Here is a 14,573-nt window from a genome sequence, read left to right as displayed (position 1 = left end):
GGTCACTCCTCGTCGAGGCCGTGCTCGATCGCGTAGCGGGCCAGCTCGACGCGGTTGTGCAGCTGCAGCTTCCGCAGCGTCGACTGCACGTGGTTCTCCACCGTCCGGTGCGACAGCACCAGCCGCTCGGCGATCTGCCGGGCGGTCAGCCCCTTCGCGACCAGGCGCAGGACGTCGGTTTCGCGCTCGGTCAGCCGGGGCGGCTCGGCACCCGTGGTGTCGCCGGCGTCGGCCATCCGCCGGTACTCCCCGAGGACCAGCCCGGCCAGCCCGGCGGTGAACACCGGGTCGCCCGCCGCGGTCCGGTGCACGGCGTCCACCAGCTCCGCGGCGGACGCCGACTTGACCAGGTAGCCGGACGCGCCGGCCTTCACCGCCTCCAGGACGTCCTTGTGCTCCCCGCTCGCCGAGAGCACCAGCACCTTCGTCGACGGGAGCGCCGCGGTGATCTCGCGGGTGGCGTCCACGCCCGAGGTGGTGCCGAGGTTGAGGTCCATCAGCACGACGTCCGGCCGGACGGTCCGCGCGATGCGCAGCGCCGCGTCGGCGTCCGGCGCGGTCGCCTTGACGTCGAAGCCGTGCTCGGTCAGGTCGCGGGCCACCCCGTCGCGCCAGATCGGGTGGTCGTCGACCACCATGACCGAAATCCGCGGCTCGCTCATTTCGCACCCCTCGTGCTCGGCACCCTGACCTCCCACTCCGTGCCCTGGCCGGGCGCGGTGTCGAGGGTCGCGCTCCCCCCGAGATCGCGGACCCGCCCCCGGATGGATTCCACCACGCCGAGGTGCCCTTCCGCTGCCGCTCGCTCGAGAACGCCGTCCGGAATGCCCGGTCCGTCGTCGCGGATGCTCACCACGACTTCGCTGCCGAGGTCTTCCAGCAGCACCCACGCGTGCGCGCCGGGACCGGCGTGCTTCTCGACGTTCGCCAGCGCTTCGCGGGTGACCGCGACGAGCTCCTCGGTGACGCGCGCGGGCAGCTCGACGTCGTCCGCCGGCGTCGAGACCTGCACCGACGACGTCGCGAGCAGCTGCAGCGCCGCGCGCAGGCTCACCGTGCCGCCGTCGTTCGGCGTCAGCGGCTCGGTGGTCACCAGCGACCGCAGCGCGATCTCCTGCTCGCCGGCCAGCCGCGCCAGCTCCGCCGCTTCACCGCCGACCTCGTTGCCGCGTTTGCGGACCCGGGCGAGCACCTGCAGCACGCTGTCGTGGATCGAGCGGGCCAGCCGCTCCCGCTCGGCCGTCGCCGCTTCCTTCCGCAGCGCCTGCTCCAGCCGCGCGGCGGACCGGCGGCCCATGGTCGCGGCCATACCGACCAGCAGGCCGGCGGCGGCGAGCAGGACGCCGTCGCGGGCGACGTCGAGGTCGAACTTCTCGCGCGCCAGCCCGGTCGCCACGCCGACGACCAGCCCGGCCAGCACGCCACCGCTCGCCCCGAAGCGGGCGCCCGCGGCGACCGGCGGCACGGCCGCCCAGACCGTGGTGATGAGCGGGACGTTCAGGGCGAACTGCGCGTCGCTGAGCACCCACGGCGAGGTCAGCAGCAACGCCGTCGTGAACACCAGGTCGAAGACGACCAGCGCCGGCGGCCGCGTCCGCTCGCGCAGGTAGAGGAAGCTGCTGACGACCGACCACAGCGCCATCACGCCGACGATCGACCACGCCAGCCACTCGCGCTGGTAGTGCCCGCTCTGGACGATCACGGTGCCGCAGGCGAACGCCCAGGTGAGCCAGCGGAACGCGATCACGCCCCGCCACATGGGCGTGATCGGATCGGGGGTCCGCGCGACGGTCATTCGTCTTCTTCGCCGCGGGTCGGCACTTCCGCGCGGGGCGATCCCGGTTCGGCGTCGTTCGGCTGCGCCGCCTGGTCCTTGAGGACGTCCACGTCGGCCGGGTCCGGGTTGGTCTCGTGCAGCAGCGACCGGACGCCGGCGTTGAGCACCGCGAGCAGCGGCACGGCCAGCAGCGCGCCAGCGATCCCGCCCGCGACCAGGCCGGCGGTGATGGCTAGGACCACGGCCAGCGGGTGCAGCTTCACGGCCCGCCCGAGCAGCAGCGGCTGCAGGATGTGGCTTTCCAGCTGCATCACGCCGATCACGATGCCCAACACGATCACCGCGCCGATGAAGCCGTTCGTCACCAGCGCGATCAGCACCGCGACGCCGCCGGTGATGACCGCGCCGATGATCGGGATGAACGCGCCGATGAACACCAGCGTCGCCAGCGGGATCACCAGCGGGACACCCATGATCCACAGGCCGATGCCGATGCCGACGGCGTCGACCACGGCGACCGCCGCCGTCGCCCGCACGTAGCTGACCAGCGACGCGAACCCGCGGCGGCCGGCGACGTCGACCCGGGCGCGGACCCGGCCGGGCACCGCGCGCACGAGGAACGTCCAGATGCCGTCGCCGCCGCTGAGGAAGAAGATCGTGATGAACAGCGTCAGCAGGAAGCCGGTGAGGATCTCGCCGACCGTGCTCGCCGTGGTCAGCGCGGTCGTCGTGATGGACGCCTGGTTGTTCTGGATGAACCCGATCGCCTGGTTGATGAAGTCCTGGATCTGCTCCTGGCGCAGGTGCGGCGGCCCGTTGAGCAGCCAGTTCTTGATCTGGTCGAGGCTCGCGTTCACCTGCTGCTGCAGCTGCGGCAGGCCGGAGGAGAACTGCGTGATGACGAACGTCAGCAGCCCGCCCAGCACGGCCAGCCCGGCGATCAGCACGATCGCTGTCGCCAGCCCCCGCGGGAACCGCACCGCCACCAGCTTCTGCACCGCCGGCGCGAGGAGCGCGGACACCAGCAGGGCGATGGACAGCGGGATGACGACCACCGAGAGGTAGCCGATCACCCAGACCACGGCGTACAACGCGGCGATCACCACGATGAACCGCCACGCCAGCGCCGCGCTGATGCGCAGGCCCCGGGGGATCAGCCCGGTGATGTCCTCGTGCTCCGGCAGGAACGGGTCTTCGCGTCGCGCGTGGCTCACCGGCTCACCGTACTGGCAACACCGTCCGATTCGGCCGCTTTCCGGGAGCCGAGTCCGACACGCTGACCGGCCAGCCGCGATCACCCGTCGTGACACCCGATCGCACGCTGTGTTCTTCACACGATGGGGGCATCAAGTCGTGTCGAGGATGCGAGCCGCGTCGCGGATTTGATTAGGTCGCTCTCGCAACGGCACTTCGCCGGACTTCCACCGAGCACCAGGAGACGCACCAGTGGCCGACCACGCGACGAACGAGGGGCAGGGCGCCAAGCGCACCCGCCGCTTCGTGTCGCGTGCGCTGCTCGTGCTCGGCGGGGCCGTGGCCGGCACCGCCGCCGCGTGGCTCGTCTCCGGTGCGACCGCTTCCGCGGACACCGTCGAGGTGGGCACCGCCCCGATCACCGAGGCCGCCACCGGCAGCGTCGGCGACGTGAACACCGGTGCCACGGACGCGGCGAAGGACGTCTCCGCCACGAGCTGCGCGCAGGACGCCACGGCGTGGAGCGAGCCGTGCGCCCGCGTCCTCGGGCACGAGGTCTCCGACCGCGTCAGCGACTCGGTTTCGGACCTCGCCGACGAAGCCGTCGTGAGCCCGGCGCAGCGCACCCTCGGCGCGGTCGAGCACATCGTCCGCGAGCCGCAGGACACCCGCGAGGTCCTCGAGCAGACCTTCACCCCCGAGCCGGCGCACGACGTGCTGCAGCTGCTCGACCCGGCCGGCCACGGTGACCTGGTCCCGCTCCCGGGGATCGCCCCGGTCGAGCAGGAGCCGGTGACCACCGCCGTCGCCCAGGCCACGGAACCGGTCGCCGTCACGACCGTCGAACTCCCCGCCGCGTCGCGATTCGCGACGCCGACGGGTCTTCAGCACGACGACGTCACGGGTGCGGCGGGCGAGTCCCGCGATTCCCACCGTGACCTGCCGTCGCCGCTGACCCCGGCGCAGCTCCCGGTTGCGCCGTCCGTCCCCACCGCCCCGGGTGGCAGCACCGCCCCCGGTGGTCACCTCGACGGCCTCAACTTCGGCGTCCCCTTCTGGACGACCGAAGCCGTCGACTCCGCCGTCGCGGCCATGAGCCGCGTCGGCCTGCGCACCGCGATGCGCACCCCGGGCGAGCAGCCCGGTGTCACTCCTGACTGAACACCTCCCATCACGGGTAGCTGACGCGCCCGAGTCCGTCTTCGGCTGACGGCGTCCGCGTCCGCGAAAAACCCGTGACACGGCGGTGCGCTTTGTCGCGCCCGCAAGAAGTTCCTTCCCCCTCGATGCGCTGCGACGCATCGCCATGAACCCGCAAGGGAACCCGAAATAAAGGAGAAAAACCCCATGCAGACGTGGGCAAAGCGCGGACTCCAGACCGCACTTGTCACGGGTGGGTTGCTGATGCTGGGTACCGGCATCGCCTCGGCCGACGAGAACGTCAACCCGGACGCCCCGGCGTCCCCGCTCGACCTCAACGTGACGGTCCCCATCCAGGAGGCCAACAACGCGGTCGGGACCCCCTTCGGCCAGCTGGACCTGCCCGCCGGGCAGACGGAGCTGAGCGCCAAGCCGGTCACGAACGCGGCGAACGAAGCGGCGAAGCAGCTCGACGAAGCGAGCCCGATCAGCCAGAGCACCCTCGGCGGTGTCACCAAGGCCGACGGCGCGGGCGCCTTCACCCCGAGCCACAACAACCTCAAGGGCAACAAGGTCACCGGCGACGTCGTCGTCCCGATCCAGATCGTGGACAACGCGGTCGGGGTGCTCGGCGACGCGACCGTCGAGGGCGGCGACCACACCCAGACCTGGGAGCACAACCAGGACATCGCGACCACCGGTGAGGACTCGAGCCTCGCGGGCAACGCGGTCGCCCTCGACTGGGCGCTCCCCGTCCAGATCGCCGGGAACGGCGGCGGCGTCGCCGGCGGCACCGGCCGCGTGACCGGCGGGTCGGCCAGCCAGAGCACCACCGAGACCGGGAACGTCGACACCAACGGCGACGGCTCGGCCCTCTCCGGCAACGTGGTGGCCGGCCAGTTCGCCACCCCGGTGCAGGTGACCGGCAACGCCGCGTCGTACCTGCTCGGCAACGGCCAGAGCCACGGCTACTCGGCCGACACGGTCGCCACCTCCGGCGGCTCGCTGTTCAGCTCCGGCGACAACAGCGCCGGATCGGGCAACGTGGTCGGCGCGCCGATCGCCCTGCCGGTCAAGTTCAACTGCAACTCGGGCGCCGTGTGGGGCTCGCTGTCGAACTCCGACGGCTGCAACACCTCCGCCGACGCGACGGCCGGGGACACGCGCGAGGGCAGCCTCGGCATCCCGACCTACCTCGAGACGAGCGGCAACGACTCGTTCCTGTCCGGCAACGGCGGGGCGGCCTCGCTGTCCCCGATCGCGAACGTCGCGGGTGTCGCGGGTTCGTGGATCGGCAACGCCTCCGCGGGCATCCCCGAGACCGGCAGCTCCTCCAGCACGGTCGACTCGGGCGGCTTCGTCAAGACCGCCGGCGACAACGCGAGCGGCTCGGGCAACGTCCTGAACCCGTCGGTCGCGCTGCCGGTCGAGGCCTTCGGCATCGGTGGCACCTACATCGGCCAGGCCAACGCCGCGCACGACAACACCACCGACGCCAACGCGGGCAACGGCAGCTACACCCGGGGCAACGACTCCGTGCTGGGCGGCAACATCGTCAACACCCAGACCGCGGGCGCGCCCGAGGTCTTCGGCATCGGCGGCAGCCACATCGGCAACGCGACCGGCACGGCGACCGAGGACAAGACGGTCACCGCCGGGGCGTACGACGGCACGCAGGGCAACGACTCGTCCGGCTCGGGCAACGTCGTCCAGGTGCCGGTCGCCGTGCCCGCCGAGGTCTTCGGCGTGGGCGGCTCGTTCATCGGCCAGGGCTCCGGCTCGGCCGAGGAGACCAAGGTCGTCTCCGGTGGCGGCGGTGGCTCCACCCACGACGACAACGGCTTCCTGAGCTCCAACCTGGGCACCGTGCCAGCTTCGCTGCCGGTGCAGGTCGCCAACATCGGCGGCGCGTTCGTCGGCCAGGGCCACGGCAAGGGCTCGACCGACACGACGTCCAACGCGGGCGGCGACGTCACGGCGGACGGCCCCGCGGGCGCCGGCGCCGGCAACATCGTCGAGGCCCCGGTCTCGCTCCCGGTGCTGGCCGCCGGCAGCGGCGCCGCCCTCGCGGGCATCGGCACCGGTGAGAACGACAACATCACCGACTCCTCGGCGGGCGGCGACGCCCTCACCGACGGGCAGGACGGTGCCCTCACCGGCAACATCGTGAAGGCGCCGGTCGCCGGTGTCGCGCAGGTCTTCAGCGACGGCGTCGCGGGTGCGGCCCTGGGCCACGGCCTGGGCACCAACGACACCAGCTCGGTGGCCGGCGGCGACGCCACCACCAACGGTGACGGTGGCGCGGTGGCCGGCAACATCGTCGGCGCGGACGCGCTGCCGGTGGTGCAGGTCTTCGGTGACGCGGTCAGCGCCGCGGGTGTCGCGACCGGCACCGGCGTCAGCATGACCTCGGTCGAGAACGCGGGCGACGACACCACCTCCGGTGTCGAGGGCGCCATCTCCGGCAACATCCTCGACATCCCGGCCACGGCGATCGCGCAGCTGTTCGGCGACTCGGTGGCCGTGGGCGGCGTCGCGCACGCCGTCGGCGACAACACGCTGACCACGGAGAACGGCGGCGAGCCGACCACCGAGGGCGACGGGTCCAGCCTGTCGGGCTACAACTTCTACCACGACATCGTGGCGCCGGTGCAGATCTTCGGGGTGCCCCTGGAGCTGCTCGGCGTGGCCACCGCCGACGCGACCGACATGACCAGCATCAACGGCGAGGCCACGGACGCGGCCGACGCGATCGCGAACCCGGTCGAGGGTTCGGAGCTGGGTGCCGGCGAGCTGCCCTCGCTGACCGGGCTCGCCAGCGGCCTGCCGACGGCGGGGCTGCCCACCGCGGGCCTGCCCGCACTGCCCACCGCCGTGCCGGCGCAGCGCGCCGACGTGCCGGTGTCCCCGATGGCCGGGCTGCCCCACCTGCCGACCGCGGGTGGCCTGCCGGGTCTGAACGGGCTCTCGGGCCTGGGTGGTTCCCTGGCCGGGCACGGCGCCCAGCGCGCCGACCTGCCGACCGGTGGCCTGCCGGTGCACATCCCGGCCCTGAACGGCGGCCTGCTGCCGTCGCTGCCGGCGCTGGGTGGCACCGAGCGTGCCGACCTGCCGACCGCCGGCCTGCCCGCGGTCCCGGCCCTGCCGGTCGCGCTGCCGGTGACCCCGGCCCTGCCGGCCACCCCGGCGCTGCCGACCGCGCTGCCGGCCACTCCGGCCCTGCCGGTGAACGCCAAGCTGCCGGTGCTGGACAGCGCGGCCCCGGCCGCGCAGGTCCCGGCCATGTCGGGCCTGGACTCGACCGGCTTCCTCGCGAAGCTGCTGGGTCTGGTCAAGCGCAAGTAGTTCCGGACGCCGGGCGGGTTCAGCCAGAGCCCGCCCGGCCCCCGTACCCCGCCGTCACGGGCAGGCGTTCCACCGCGCCGCGAGGGTGACCTCGCACGGAACGCCTCCCACCCGCGATCGCGGTTCTCGAAAAGGCTCTCCTTCCCTGGAGAGGACGAACCCCAGGAGCCCACCCGGCCCCTGGGGTTCGTTCGTGTCCGGGGAACGTCAGGAGAACTGCAGGGAGCGCTTCGCCAGGCCGTGCCAGAACCCGTCGATCACGGTTCGGCCGGAGCCTTCGTCGGAGCTGGCGCCGAGGGAGACGAACAGCGGCGCGAAGTGCTCGATCCGCGGGTGCGCGAGCGTCGCCGCCGGTGCCTTGTGCCGGAAGTCGAGCAGCGTGTCGACGTCTCCGCTGCGCAGGACCTCGTCGCCCCAGTGGTCGAACTCGGCCGACCACGCCGGCGGGGTGCCGTCGGTGGCGCGGGCCATGCCGCTGAGGTTGTGGGTGAAGAAGCCGCTGCCGACGATCAGCACGCCTTCGTCGCGCAGCGGCGCGAGCTTGCGGCCGAGTTCGAACAGCTCCCGCGGGTCCAGCGACGGCATCGAGACCTGCAGCACCGGGATGTCGGCGTCCGGGTACATCTCGACGAGCGGCACGTAGGCGCCGTGGTCGAGACCCCGCTCCGGCGCGTCGTGCACCGGCGTCTCCGTCGAGCGAAGCAGCTTACGCACCTTCGCGGCCAGCTCCGGCGCGCCAGGAGCCGCGTACTTCACCTGGTAGTAGCGCTCGGGGAAGCCCCAGAAGTCGTACACGAGCGGCACGGTCGTCGTCGCGCCGAGGGTCAGCGGCGCCTCCTCCCAGTGCGCCGACACGACGAGGATCGCGCGGGGCTTCGGCAGGTCGGCCGACCAGCCGGCGAGCTGGCGGGTCCAGGTGGCGTCGTCGGCGAGCGGCGGGGCGCCGTGGCTGAGGTAGAGGACCGGGGTGCGGGTCATCGAGCGCTCCAAGTATTTGAAAGTTCAACTACTAGGATACCCGACGCCGGACGGACCCGGGATATTCCTCAGGCGAGGTTGGCCGCGCACCGCTCCAGCGTGCGGATCGTCGTCCGGTAGTCGTCGTCGCCGATGCCCGCCATGGACTTCGCGCGGAACTCCTGGACGCGCGCTTCGACGCGGGCATGGGCCGCGACGCCGTCGGCGGTCAAGGCGCCGTCTTCGGCGACCCAGCCGCGGGTGCGCAGGTCGGCCACCTTCGGGGCCATCGAGCCCTCGGCGGTGACGAACGGCGCCATGGCCGCGTCGACCTCCTCCGGCGTGCGGGCGCCGAGGGCGATCGTGTTGAGTACCTGCCAGTGCCGCCGGGTCAGCGATTCCGCTTCGAGGACCCGGGCCATGGAGGACTCGAGGAGCTCGTGGAGGTGGCGCAGCCACCAGCCGAGGGGTTTCATGGGAACTCCGATATGTCGGTGAACAACTGCATGTAAAAGTACATGTAGTTTGGAGGTGGAGCAACCATGACGGACGCGGTGGCCGACGTCGAGCGCGCCATGATCGCGATCCGCCGCAGCCAGCAGCGGCGGGCCCTGAGCCGGATCGGCAAGGCCAGGGGCCGTGGCGCGCACGACCCGGTGCACGAACTGCTCGACGTCGTCGAGGAGCTCGCCGACCGCGGCGAGCCCAGCACGGTGACGGCCTTGAGCGCGGCGATGGGCGTCGACCAGCCCCGCGCGAGCCGCCTGGTGGCGCGCGCGGTCGAACAGGGGCTGCTCCGCCGTGAAGCCGATCAGCGCGACGGACGGCGCGCGGTGCTCGTGCCGACCGAGGCCGGCCAGGCGCACCTCGACGAGCTGCACGCCTTCCGCCGCTCGGTGTTCGCGGAGGTCATGGCGGACTGGCCGGACGAGGACCGCGACACCTTCGGCCGGCTGCTCACCGCGTTCGTCCGCGGGTACGGCGCTCTCGGCTAGTCGTGCGAGAGGTCCACGAAACGGCTGTAGTGCAGCTGGTGCGCGACGGTGATCGTCGCCGTCGGGCCGGCACGGTGCTTCGCGATGATCAGGTCCGCCTCGCCGGCCCGCGGGTCGTCGCGCTCCCAGGCGTCCGGGCGGTTGACCAGGATGACGAGGTCGGCGTCCTGCTCCAGTGAGCCGGACTCACGCAGGTCGGACAGCATCGGGCGCTTGTCCGTGCGCTGTTCCGGACCACGGTTCAGCTGGCTGATCGCGATCACCGGGACCTCGATCTCCTTCGCCAGCAGCTTCATCTGCCGCGAGAACTCCGAGACTTCCTGCTGCCGCGACTCGACGCGCTTGCCGGACGTCATCAGCTGGAGGTAGTCGAGGACGACGAGCTTCAGGTCGTTGCGCTGCTTCAGCCGCCGCGCCTTGGCCCGGATCTCCATCATCGTCATGTTCGGCGAGTCGTCGACGAACAGCGGTGCCTCGGAGACCTCGCTCATCCGGCGGGCCAGCCGCGTCCAGTCGTCGTCGGACATCTTGCCGCCGCGCATGTCGGCGAGGCGGATCTTCGCCTCGGCCGAGAGCATGCGCATGACGATCTCGGTCCGGCTCATTTCCAGGGAGAAGATGACGCTGGTCATGCCGTGCCGGATCGACGCCGAGCGCGCGAAGTCCAGGCCCAGTGTCGACTTGCCGACACCGGGACGGGCGGCGACGATGATCATCTGACCCGGGTGCAGGCCGTTGGTCAGCTCGTCGAAGTCGGTGAACCCGGTCGGGATGCCCTGGGACTGGCCGCCGCGCGAGGCGATGGCGTCGATCTCGTCCATCGTCGGCTGCAGCAGCTCTTCCAGCGCGACGTAGTCCTCGCTGGTCCGGCGCTCGGTGACGTCGTAGATCGCGGCCTGCGCGCGGTCGACCACCTCGTCGATGTTCGCGCCGTCGGCCGCGGCCGCGCCGTAGCCGTACTGCACGATCCGGGTGCCCGCCTCGACCAGCCGGCGCAGCACCGCCTTCTCCGAGACGATCTCCGCGTAGTACCCGGCGTTCGCCGCCGTCGGCACCGTCGCGATCAGCGTGTGCAGGTAGGGCGCGCCACCGACGCGGCCCAGCTCGCCGCGCCGCTCCAGCTCGGCCGACACCGTGATCGGGTCGGCCGGCTCGCCGCGGCCGTAGAGGTCGAGGATGCAGTCGTAGATCGCCTGGTGCGCGGGCCGGTAGAAGTCGTCGGGCCCGAGGGCCTCGATGACGTCGGCGACCGCGTCCTTGGACAGCAGCATGCCGCCGAGCACGGACTGCTCGGCCGCGATGTCCTGCGGTGGCTGGCGGTCGAACCCGCCGCCCCCGCCGCCGCCGCCCTCGGGTGGCGGCTCGCTCGGCCCCGGGTCGGACTCCGCGTACATCGGACCACGGTCGTCGGTCAGCGCCACCGCCCCGGACACCTCCTCATCGTGTCGAACACCCGTTCGATTATGCCGGATCTTCGCTCTCGAAGCACGCGGCTCGTGCCGTGCTTCCCCATCACCCGGACCTCGTCACCGGAGATGATCGACGACGACGTCGTCCGGCTGGCGCAGACACGCGGAGCGCCACGGTGAGTACAGGCCCGAGGCGGCACGCTAGATCCCCCGACCGGCCGATGGCAATTCCGGGTGGGGACCCTTCTGTGGACAACCTGGGGATGAACGGGGGTAACCAGTCACAGGTGCCGCGAGAGCTGTGGACAAGTTGGGGACAAGCGTGATCGGCTTCGCCGAACTCGCAGGTCAAGGGCTGTGTACAAGCTGTGGAGAACTGCCGGAAAACTCGTCCGGCGTGTCGCGCGAAGTCCGTTCTTCGGCGTGTCGTGGACCAGCCCGGACCCATTGACCCCCACGGCCTGTGGATGAATATCACGGAGGGTAGAGCGGTCACCCGGTGGACTGAACGGCGCCGGCCTCAGGCCGCGGTGAGCCGGCCCTGTGCGCTGCGTAACCGGTCAGCGAGAACGCGCTGGTCGGCCGGGGTGAAGGCGATCCGGTTCTCCCCACGCCCCGGAATCTCTTCGGTCAGCCACCGGCCTTCCGACGTATCGATGTAGTTCACCGGGCGTTCGATCCGGTGGCGCGCGCCGGTCCGGTTGCGGGCCGCGACGTAGAGGCTGCCGCTGCCCATTCGGCGCAACGCGAGGATCCGGCGGAGCTCGTCGGCCTCCTGCGAACCCTCGGCCGGCCGGTCGTTGCGGAGCACCGCGAACTCGCCCTCGTCGCCCCGGGCGGTGCCTTCGATCTGGCTCTTCGGCACCGCCAGCGGCGTGCCGCGGCCGGGGGCCAGCTTCGGGATCTGGCCGAGGAAGTCGTCGAGCAGCTCGCCGGGCCGCGACGACCCGAGCACGACGACGTCCAGCTCCTCGTGCTTGGCCAGCACGAACGCCTCACCGCCGGCGCTGCCGCCGAGCAGCCGGTAGCTGACCGGCTTGCCCTGGAAGCCGCCGTCGATCCAGCCGTAGTACTCCAGCTGCGGCCGCGCGATCGCCTCGACCGTCGCGACGAAGCCGGGGTGCATGCCGCGCGGGCCGAACAGCCCGGCCTTGGCGAGCTCGGCGTTGACCCGCTCGTCCTCGGCGCGCTGGGCCTCGTCGCTGTACCAGGTCGGCGTCTCCACCAGCACCGTGTGCGGCTCGCCGCCCCGGCGCCGGATCAGGTTGACCAGGGTGCCGGTCGAGATGGTGACTTGCCTGTCCAGCACCGCTCTTCCCCCATTGAAGACTGTTGGTGAACCCGAAGGAGCCGGGCGCGCTCATCTTGGCACGCGCCCGGCGCTCCCGCGTGCGCTACTCGCCGATGACCGGCGGCGCGGTGAGTTCGTCGGTTCCGAAGATGTCGTTCGGGTCGTCGCCGAGGAGGTACTTCGACGTGCGTTCCTCGTCGCCGCCGCCCTGGCCCTTGGCGCCGTGGCCCATGCCGCCCATGCCACCCATCCCGGTGGCCCCGGTCCGGCCCGCGCCCGCGCCGCCCGCGCCCATCGCGCCACCGGCGGCGCCGGCCCCCATGCCGCCCCGGCCCGCACCCGCGCCACCCGGGATGGCCGCGCCGGTCGAGCCGCCGGGCCCGAAGCCCGCGCCGCCCGGCCCGAAGCCCGAGGGGTCGCCGACCCCGCCCGAGCCGCCGGGGCCGAAGCCCCCGCCGCCGGGGATCGAGAAGTCGCCCGCGCCACCCGAACCACCGGGACCGAAACCGCCGGCACCGGGGATCTTCGGCGGCGTGAAGCCGGACGAGTGGGTGCCGTCGCCGAAGTTCGGCGGGGTGTAGCTGCCACCCGGGATCTGCGACGGGTCGTACTTCCCGCCGGGGACCTGCGAGGGGTCGAACTTCGGCGGGGTGTAGTTGCCGCCGGGGATCTGGGACGGGTCGAACTTGCCGCCGGGCGTCGTCGGCTGGCCGCCGAAGGAGGGCACGCTGCCCGAGCCGGGCATGTTCACGCCGGGCACCGAACCGGTGCCGTTGCCGTTCCCGTTCCCGTCGCCGTTCCCGTTGCCGTCGTCGCCCGGCTTCTTCTTGCCGTTCTTGCCGTCGTCGACGTTGACGTTCTCCTGCTGCCCCTTCAGCGCGGAGTACGTCGGCATCTTCTGGCCGTTGTCGTTGCTCGCCTTGTAGTAGGTGTTGAAGGCGTCGACGTTGGCCTGGCCCTTGGTGTTGTAGTCGCGGATCGCCCGGTCGGTGTCGGTCGTCCACGGCGTCATCGCGTTGAGCAGGTTGTTCTTCGGCGGGTCCTTCGGGACCTCCTGGACCTGCGTGTGCACGGTGGTGAAGGCGTTGTGCTGCTCGCCGAGGTACTTGTCGGACTCGGTCAGCTTGGTGCCGGAGTCCTCCATCCACACCCGCAGCGGGTGCGCGCCGGCGTTCTGCGCCGCCTCGGAACCGCCGCCGGTCCAGGCCGCGTCCATCTCCTTGGCCAGGTCGTCGATCGTGCTGAGCCGCTCGGCGTAGGCGCCCTTGAGCCGGCTCGCCGCCGACTGCCCGTTCGCGATCGAGCCCGCGCCGGGACCGTGGGTGATCTTTTCCCAGATGTCGTAGCAGTCGATCTTCCGATCGCCCTGCGTCGAGGTGTGGTCGTCGGAGTGCGTGGTGGCCATGTTGTAGGCGGCGAAGCCGCCCAGCAGCACCAGTTCCAGCATCTCAGCCTCCCAGGGTGTGGATCATCGCTTCGCCGAACTTCATCGCGACCGAGCAGGGGTCCGAAGCGCCGGTGCCGTTGTCGTACTGCACCAGGATGTTGACCGCGAGCTCGTCGGTCGCCGCGACGAACAGGCCGCACTTGCCGTTCTTGCGGTCGTCGACCGCGGCGGCGTAGACGCCCGGGTAGCCGGCGGCCTGCGTCTCGCCCCAGTACGCGTCGTTGGCCTTGGTGTCGTAGACGTCCTGGAGCCCGTTCTTGTTCGCGGTCACCGTGGTCACGTCGATCTGGTTGCCCGGATCGGCCGACTCGGTGAACGTGCAGCTCGGGCCGTTGCCCGTGGTCCGCGGCTCGCCTTCGCCGAAGCCGAGGTCGGAGCGCGCCGACGCGGACAGCGTCGCGCAGGCGTCCGAGGTGATCGCGCCGGTGTTCAGCGGGCTCGGCACCCGCGGCGCGGTGTCGGCGACGGAGCGCGTCTCGCTGCTGGATCCGGCGGTCGACGGCGCCGGGTTGGCGCTGCCCCTGGTCTTGCCGCCGCACCCGGCGACGGCGAGCACGGCGAAGGCCAGTGCCGGAACGGCGAGCAGTCGTCGGTTCACGTGGCCTGGTTCCCCGTCTTCGCCATGTCGGCCTGCGTCTCCGACTCCTTGGTGGTGATCTTCTTCTTCGCCGCGGTCAGCGCGTCGATGTAGTTCGTGACGTATTCCTGCATCTTGCGGTTCTGCTCGAGGAAGGCCTTGCCGGACGGGTTCGCGAGCTTCTCCCAGTCCTCGCTCGCGAACTCCTTGCCGGGTGCCTTCACGTTCGCCATGAGGTTGGCGTCGTCGTAGTCGCGCTTCAGGTCGGCCCGCAGATCCTGCCACTTCTTGATGACGGCGTCGATCTTGTCGGCGTCGAACGTGAAGCCACCACCGCCGGCCGGTGCTGACATGTTGACTTCATTGGCCATCCGGATCCATCCCCTTCGCGTCCCCGCCCATTCTCCTCCGACGCCGCCCGCCTGTCCGGGGTTCCCCCGA

13 protein-coding genes are annotated in these 14,573 nt (G+C 71.6%); 3 read left to right on the top strand and 10 right to left on the bottom strand.

The genetic code is table 11. The annotated features are described in order from the left end of the window. Window positions 1–2: 2 nt before the first annotated feature. Genes EIY87_RS17650 through EIY87_RS17640 form a run of 3 tightly spaced genes read right to left on the bottom strand, consistent with a single transcriptional unit; the run spans window position 3 to window position 2,991 of the window. Window positions 3–662 (bottom strand): response regulator, encoded by a 660-nt coding sequence (locus EIY87_RS17650; protein ID WP_125309257.1) that lies wholly within the window; start codon window positions 660–662, stop codon window positions 3–5. Then, entirely contained in the window at window positions 659–1,795 is a 1,137-nt protein-coding gene (gene macS, locus EIY87_RS17645; protein WP_125309255.1) for a MacS family sensor histidine kinase, read from the bottom strand. The genes EIY87_RS17650 and macS overlap by 4 nt, the downstream gene beginning before the upstream one ends. Continuing rightward, entirely contained in the window at window positions 1,792–2,991 is a 1,200-nt protein-coding gene (locus tag EIY87_RS17640; protein ID WP_125309253.1) for an AI-2E family transporter, read from the bottom strand. Before EIY87_RS17640 ends, macS begins: the two co-directional genes overlap by 4 nt. 232 nt (window positions 2,992–3,223) lie before the next feature. Between EIY87_RS17640 and EIY87_RS17635 the strand changes: the two genes are divergently transcribed. Beyond that, window positions 3,224–4,132 (top strand): hypothetical protein, encoded by a 909-nt coding sequence (locus EIY87_RS17635; RefSeq protein WP_125309251.1) that lies wholly within the window; start codon window positions 3,224–3,226, stop codon window positions 4,130–4,132. Window positions 4,133–4,318: 186 nt separating this feature from the next. Next, on the top strand, window positions 4,319–7,456 hold the full coding sequence (locus tag EIY87_RS17630) for a beta strand repeat-containing protein (protein ID WP_225439913.1): 3,138 nt from the start codon (window positions 4,319–4,321) through the stop codon (window positions 7,454–7,456). Between the two features lie 207 nt (window positions 7,457–7,663). On the opposite strand, the gene EIY87_RS17625 is transcribed toward EIY87_RS17630, so the two are convergent. Both EIY87_RS17625 and EIY87_RS17620 read right to left on the bottom strand, forming a co-directional pair. Then, entirely contained in the window at window positions 7,664–8,434 is a 771-nt protein-coding gene (locus EIY87_RS17625) for a dioxygenase family protein (protein WP_125309249.1), read from the bottom strand. Between the two features lie 68 nt (window positions 8,435–8,502). Next, window positions 8,503–8,889 carry a helix-turn-helix domain-containing protein gene (locus EIY87_RS17620; RefSeq protein ID WP_125309247.1) on the bottom strand — a complete coding sequence of 129 codons (387 nt, stop codon included), beginning with the start codon at window positions 8,887–8,889 and terminating at the stop codon, window positions 8,503–8,505. A gap of 66 nt (window positions 8,890–8,955) precedes the next feature. Here EIY87_RS17620 and EIY87_RS17615 point away from each other — a divergent pair, with 66 nt between their 5' ends. Next, window positions 8,956–9,408: a MarR family winged helix-turn-helix transcriptional regulator gene (locus EIY87_RS17615; protein ID WP_125309245.1), complete on the top strand. Its 453-nt coding sequence runs from the start codon at window positions 8,956–8,958 to the stop codon at window positions 9,406–9,408. Here EIY87_RS17615 and dnaB read toward each other — a convergent pair. The 5 genes from dnaB to EIY87_RS17590 form a co-directional block, all read right to left on the bottom strand. Beyond that, entirely contained in the window at window positions 9,405–10,829 is a 1,425-nt protein-coding gene (dnaB, locus tag EIY87_RS17610) for a replicative DNA helicase (RefSeq protein WP_125309914.1), read from the bottom strand. The two genes, EIY87_RS17615 and dnaB, sit on opposite strands and share 4 nt — an antisense overlap. Window positions 10,830–11,337: 508 nt before the next feature. Beyond that, window positions 11,338–12,126: an ESX secretion-associated protein EspG gene (locus tag EIY87_RS17605; protein ID WP_125309243.1), complete on the bottom strand. Its 789-nt coding sequence runs from the start codon at window positions 12,124–12,126 to the stop codon at window positions 11,338–11,340. An 85-nt stretch (window positions 12,127–12,211) separates the two neighbouring features. Then, window positions 12,212–13,555, bottom strand: a complete 1,344-nt coding sequence (locus EIY87_RS17600) for a hypothetical protein (RefSeq protein ID WP_125309241.1) — start codon at window positions 13,553–13,555, stop codon at window positions 12,212–12,214. 1 nt (window position 13,556) lies between these two features. Then, window positions 13,557–14,153: a DUF3558 domain-containing protein gene (locus EIY87_RS17595; protein WP_125309239.1), complete on the bottom strand. Its 597-nt coding sequence runs from the start codon at window positions 14,151–14,153 to the stop codon at window positions 13,557–13,559. Further along, window positions 14,150–14,503, bottom strand: a complete 354-nt coding sequence (locus EIY87_RS17590) for a hypothetical protein (protein WP_125309237.1) — start codon at window positions 14,501–14,503, stop codon at window positions 14,150–14,152. Before EIY87_RS17590 ends, EIY87_RS17595 begins: the two co-directional genes overlap by 4 nt. Between the last annotated feature and the right edge of the window lie 70 nt (window positions 14,504–14,573).

Source organism: Amycolatopsis eburnea (genome assembly GCF_003937945.1).
Taxonomy (GTDB): Bacteria; Actinomycetota; Actinomycetes; order Mycobacteriales; family Pseudonocardiaceae; genus Amycolatopsis; species Amycolatopsis eburnea.
Note: the sequence above shows the minus strand (reverse complement) of the source record. Positions and strands in the feature narration are given on the sequence as shown.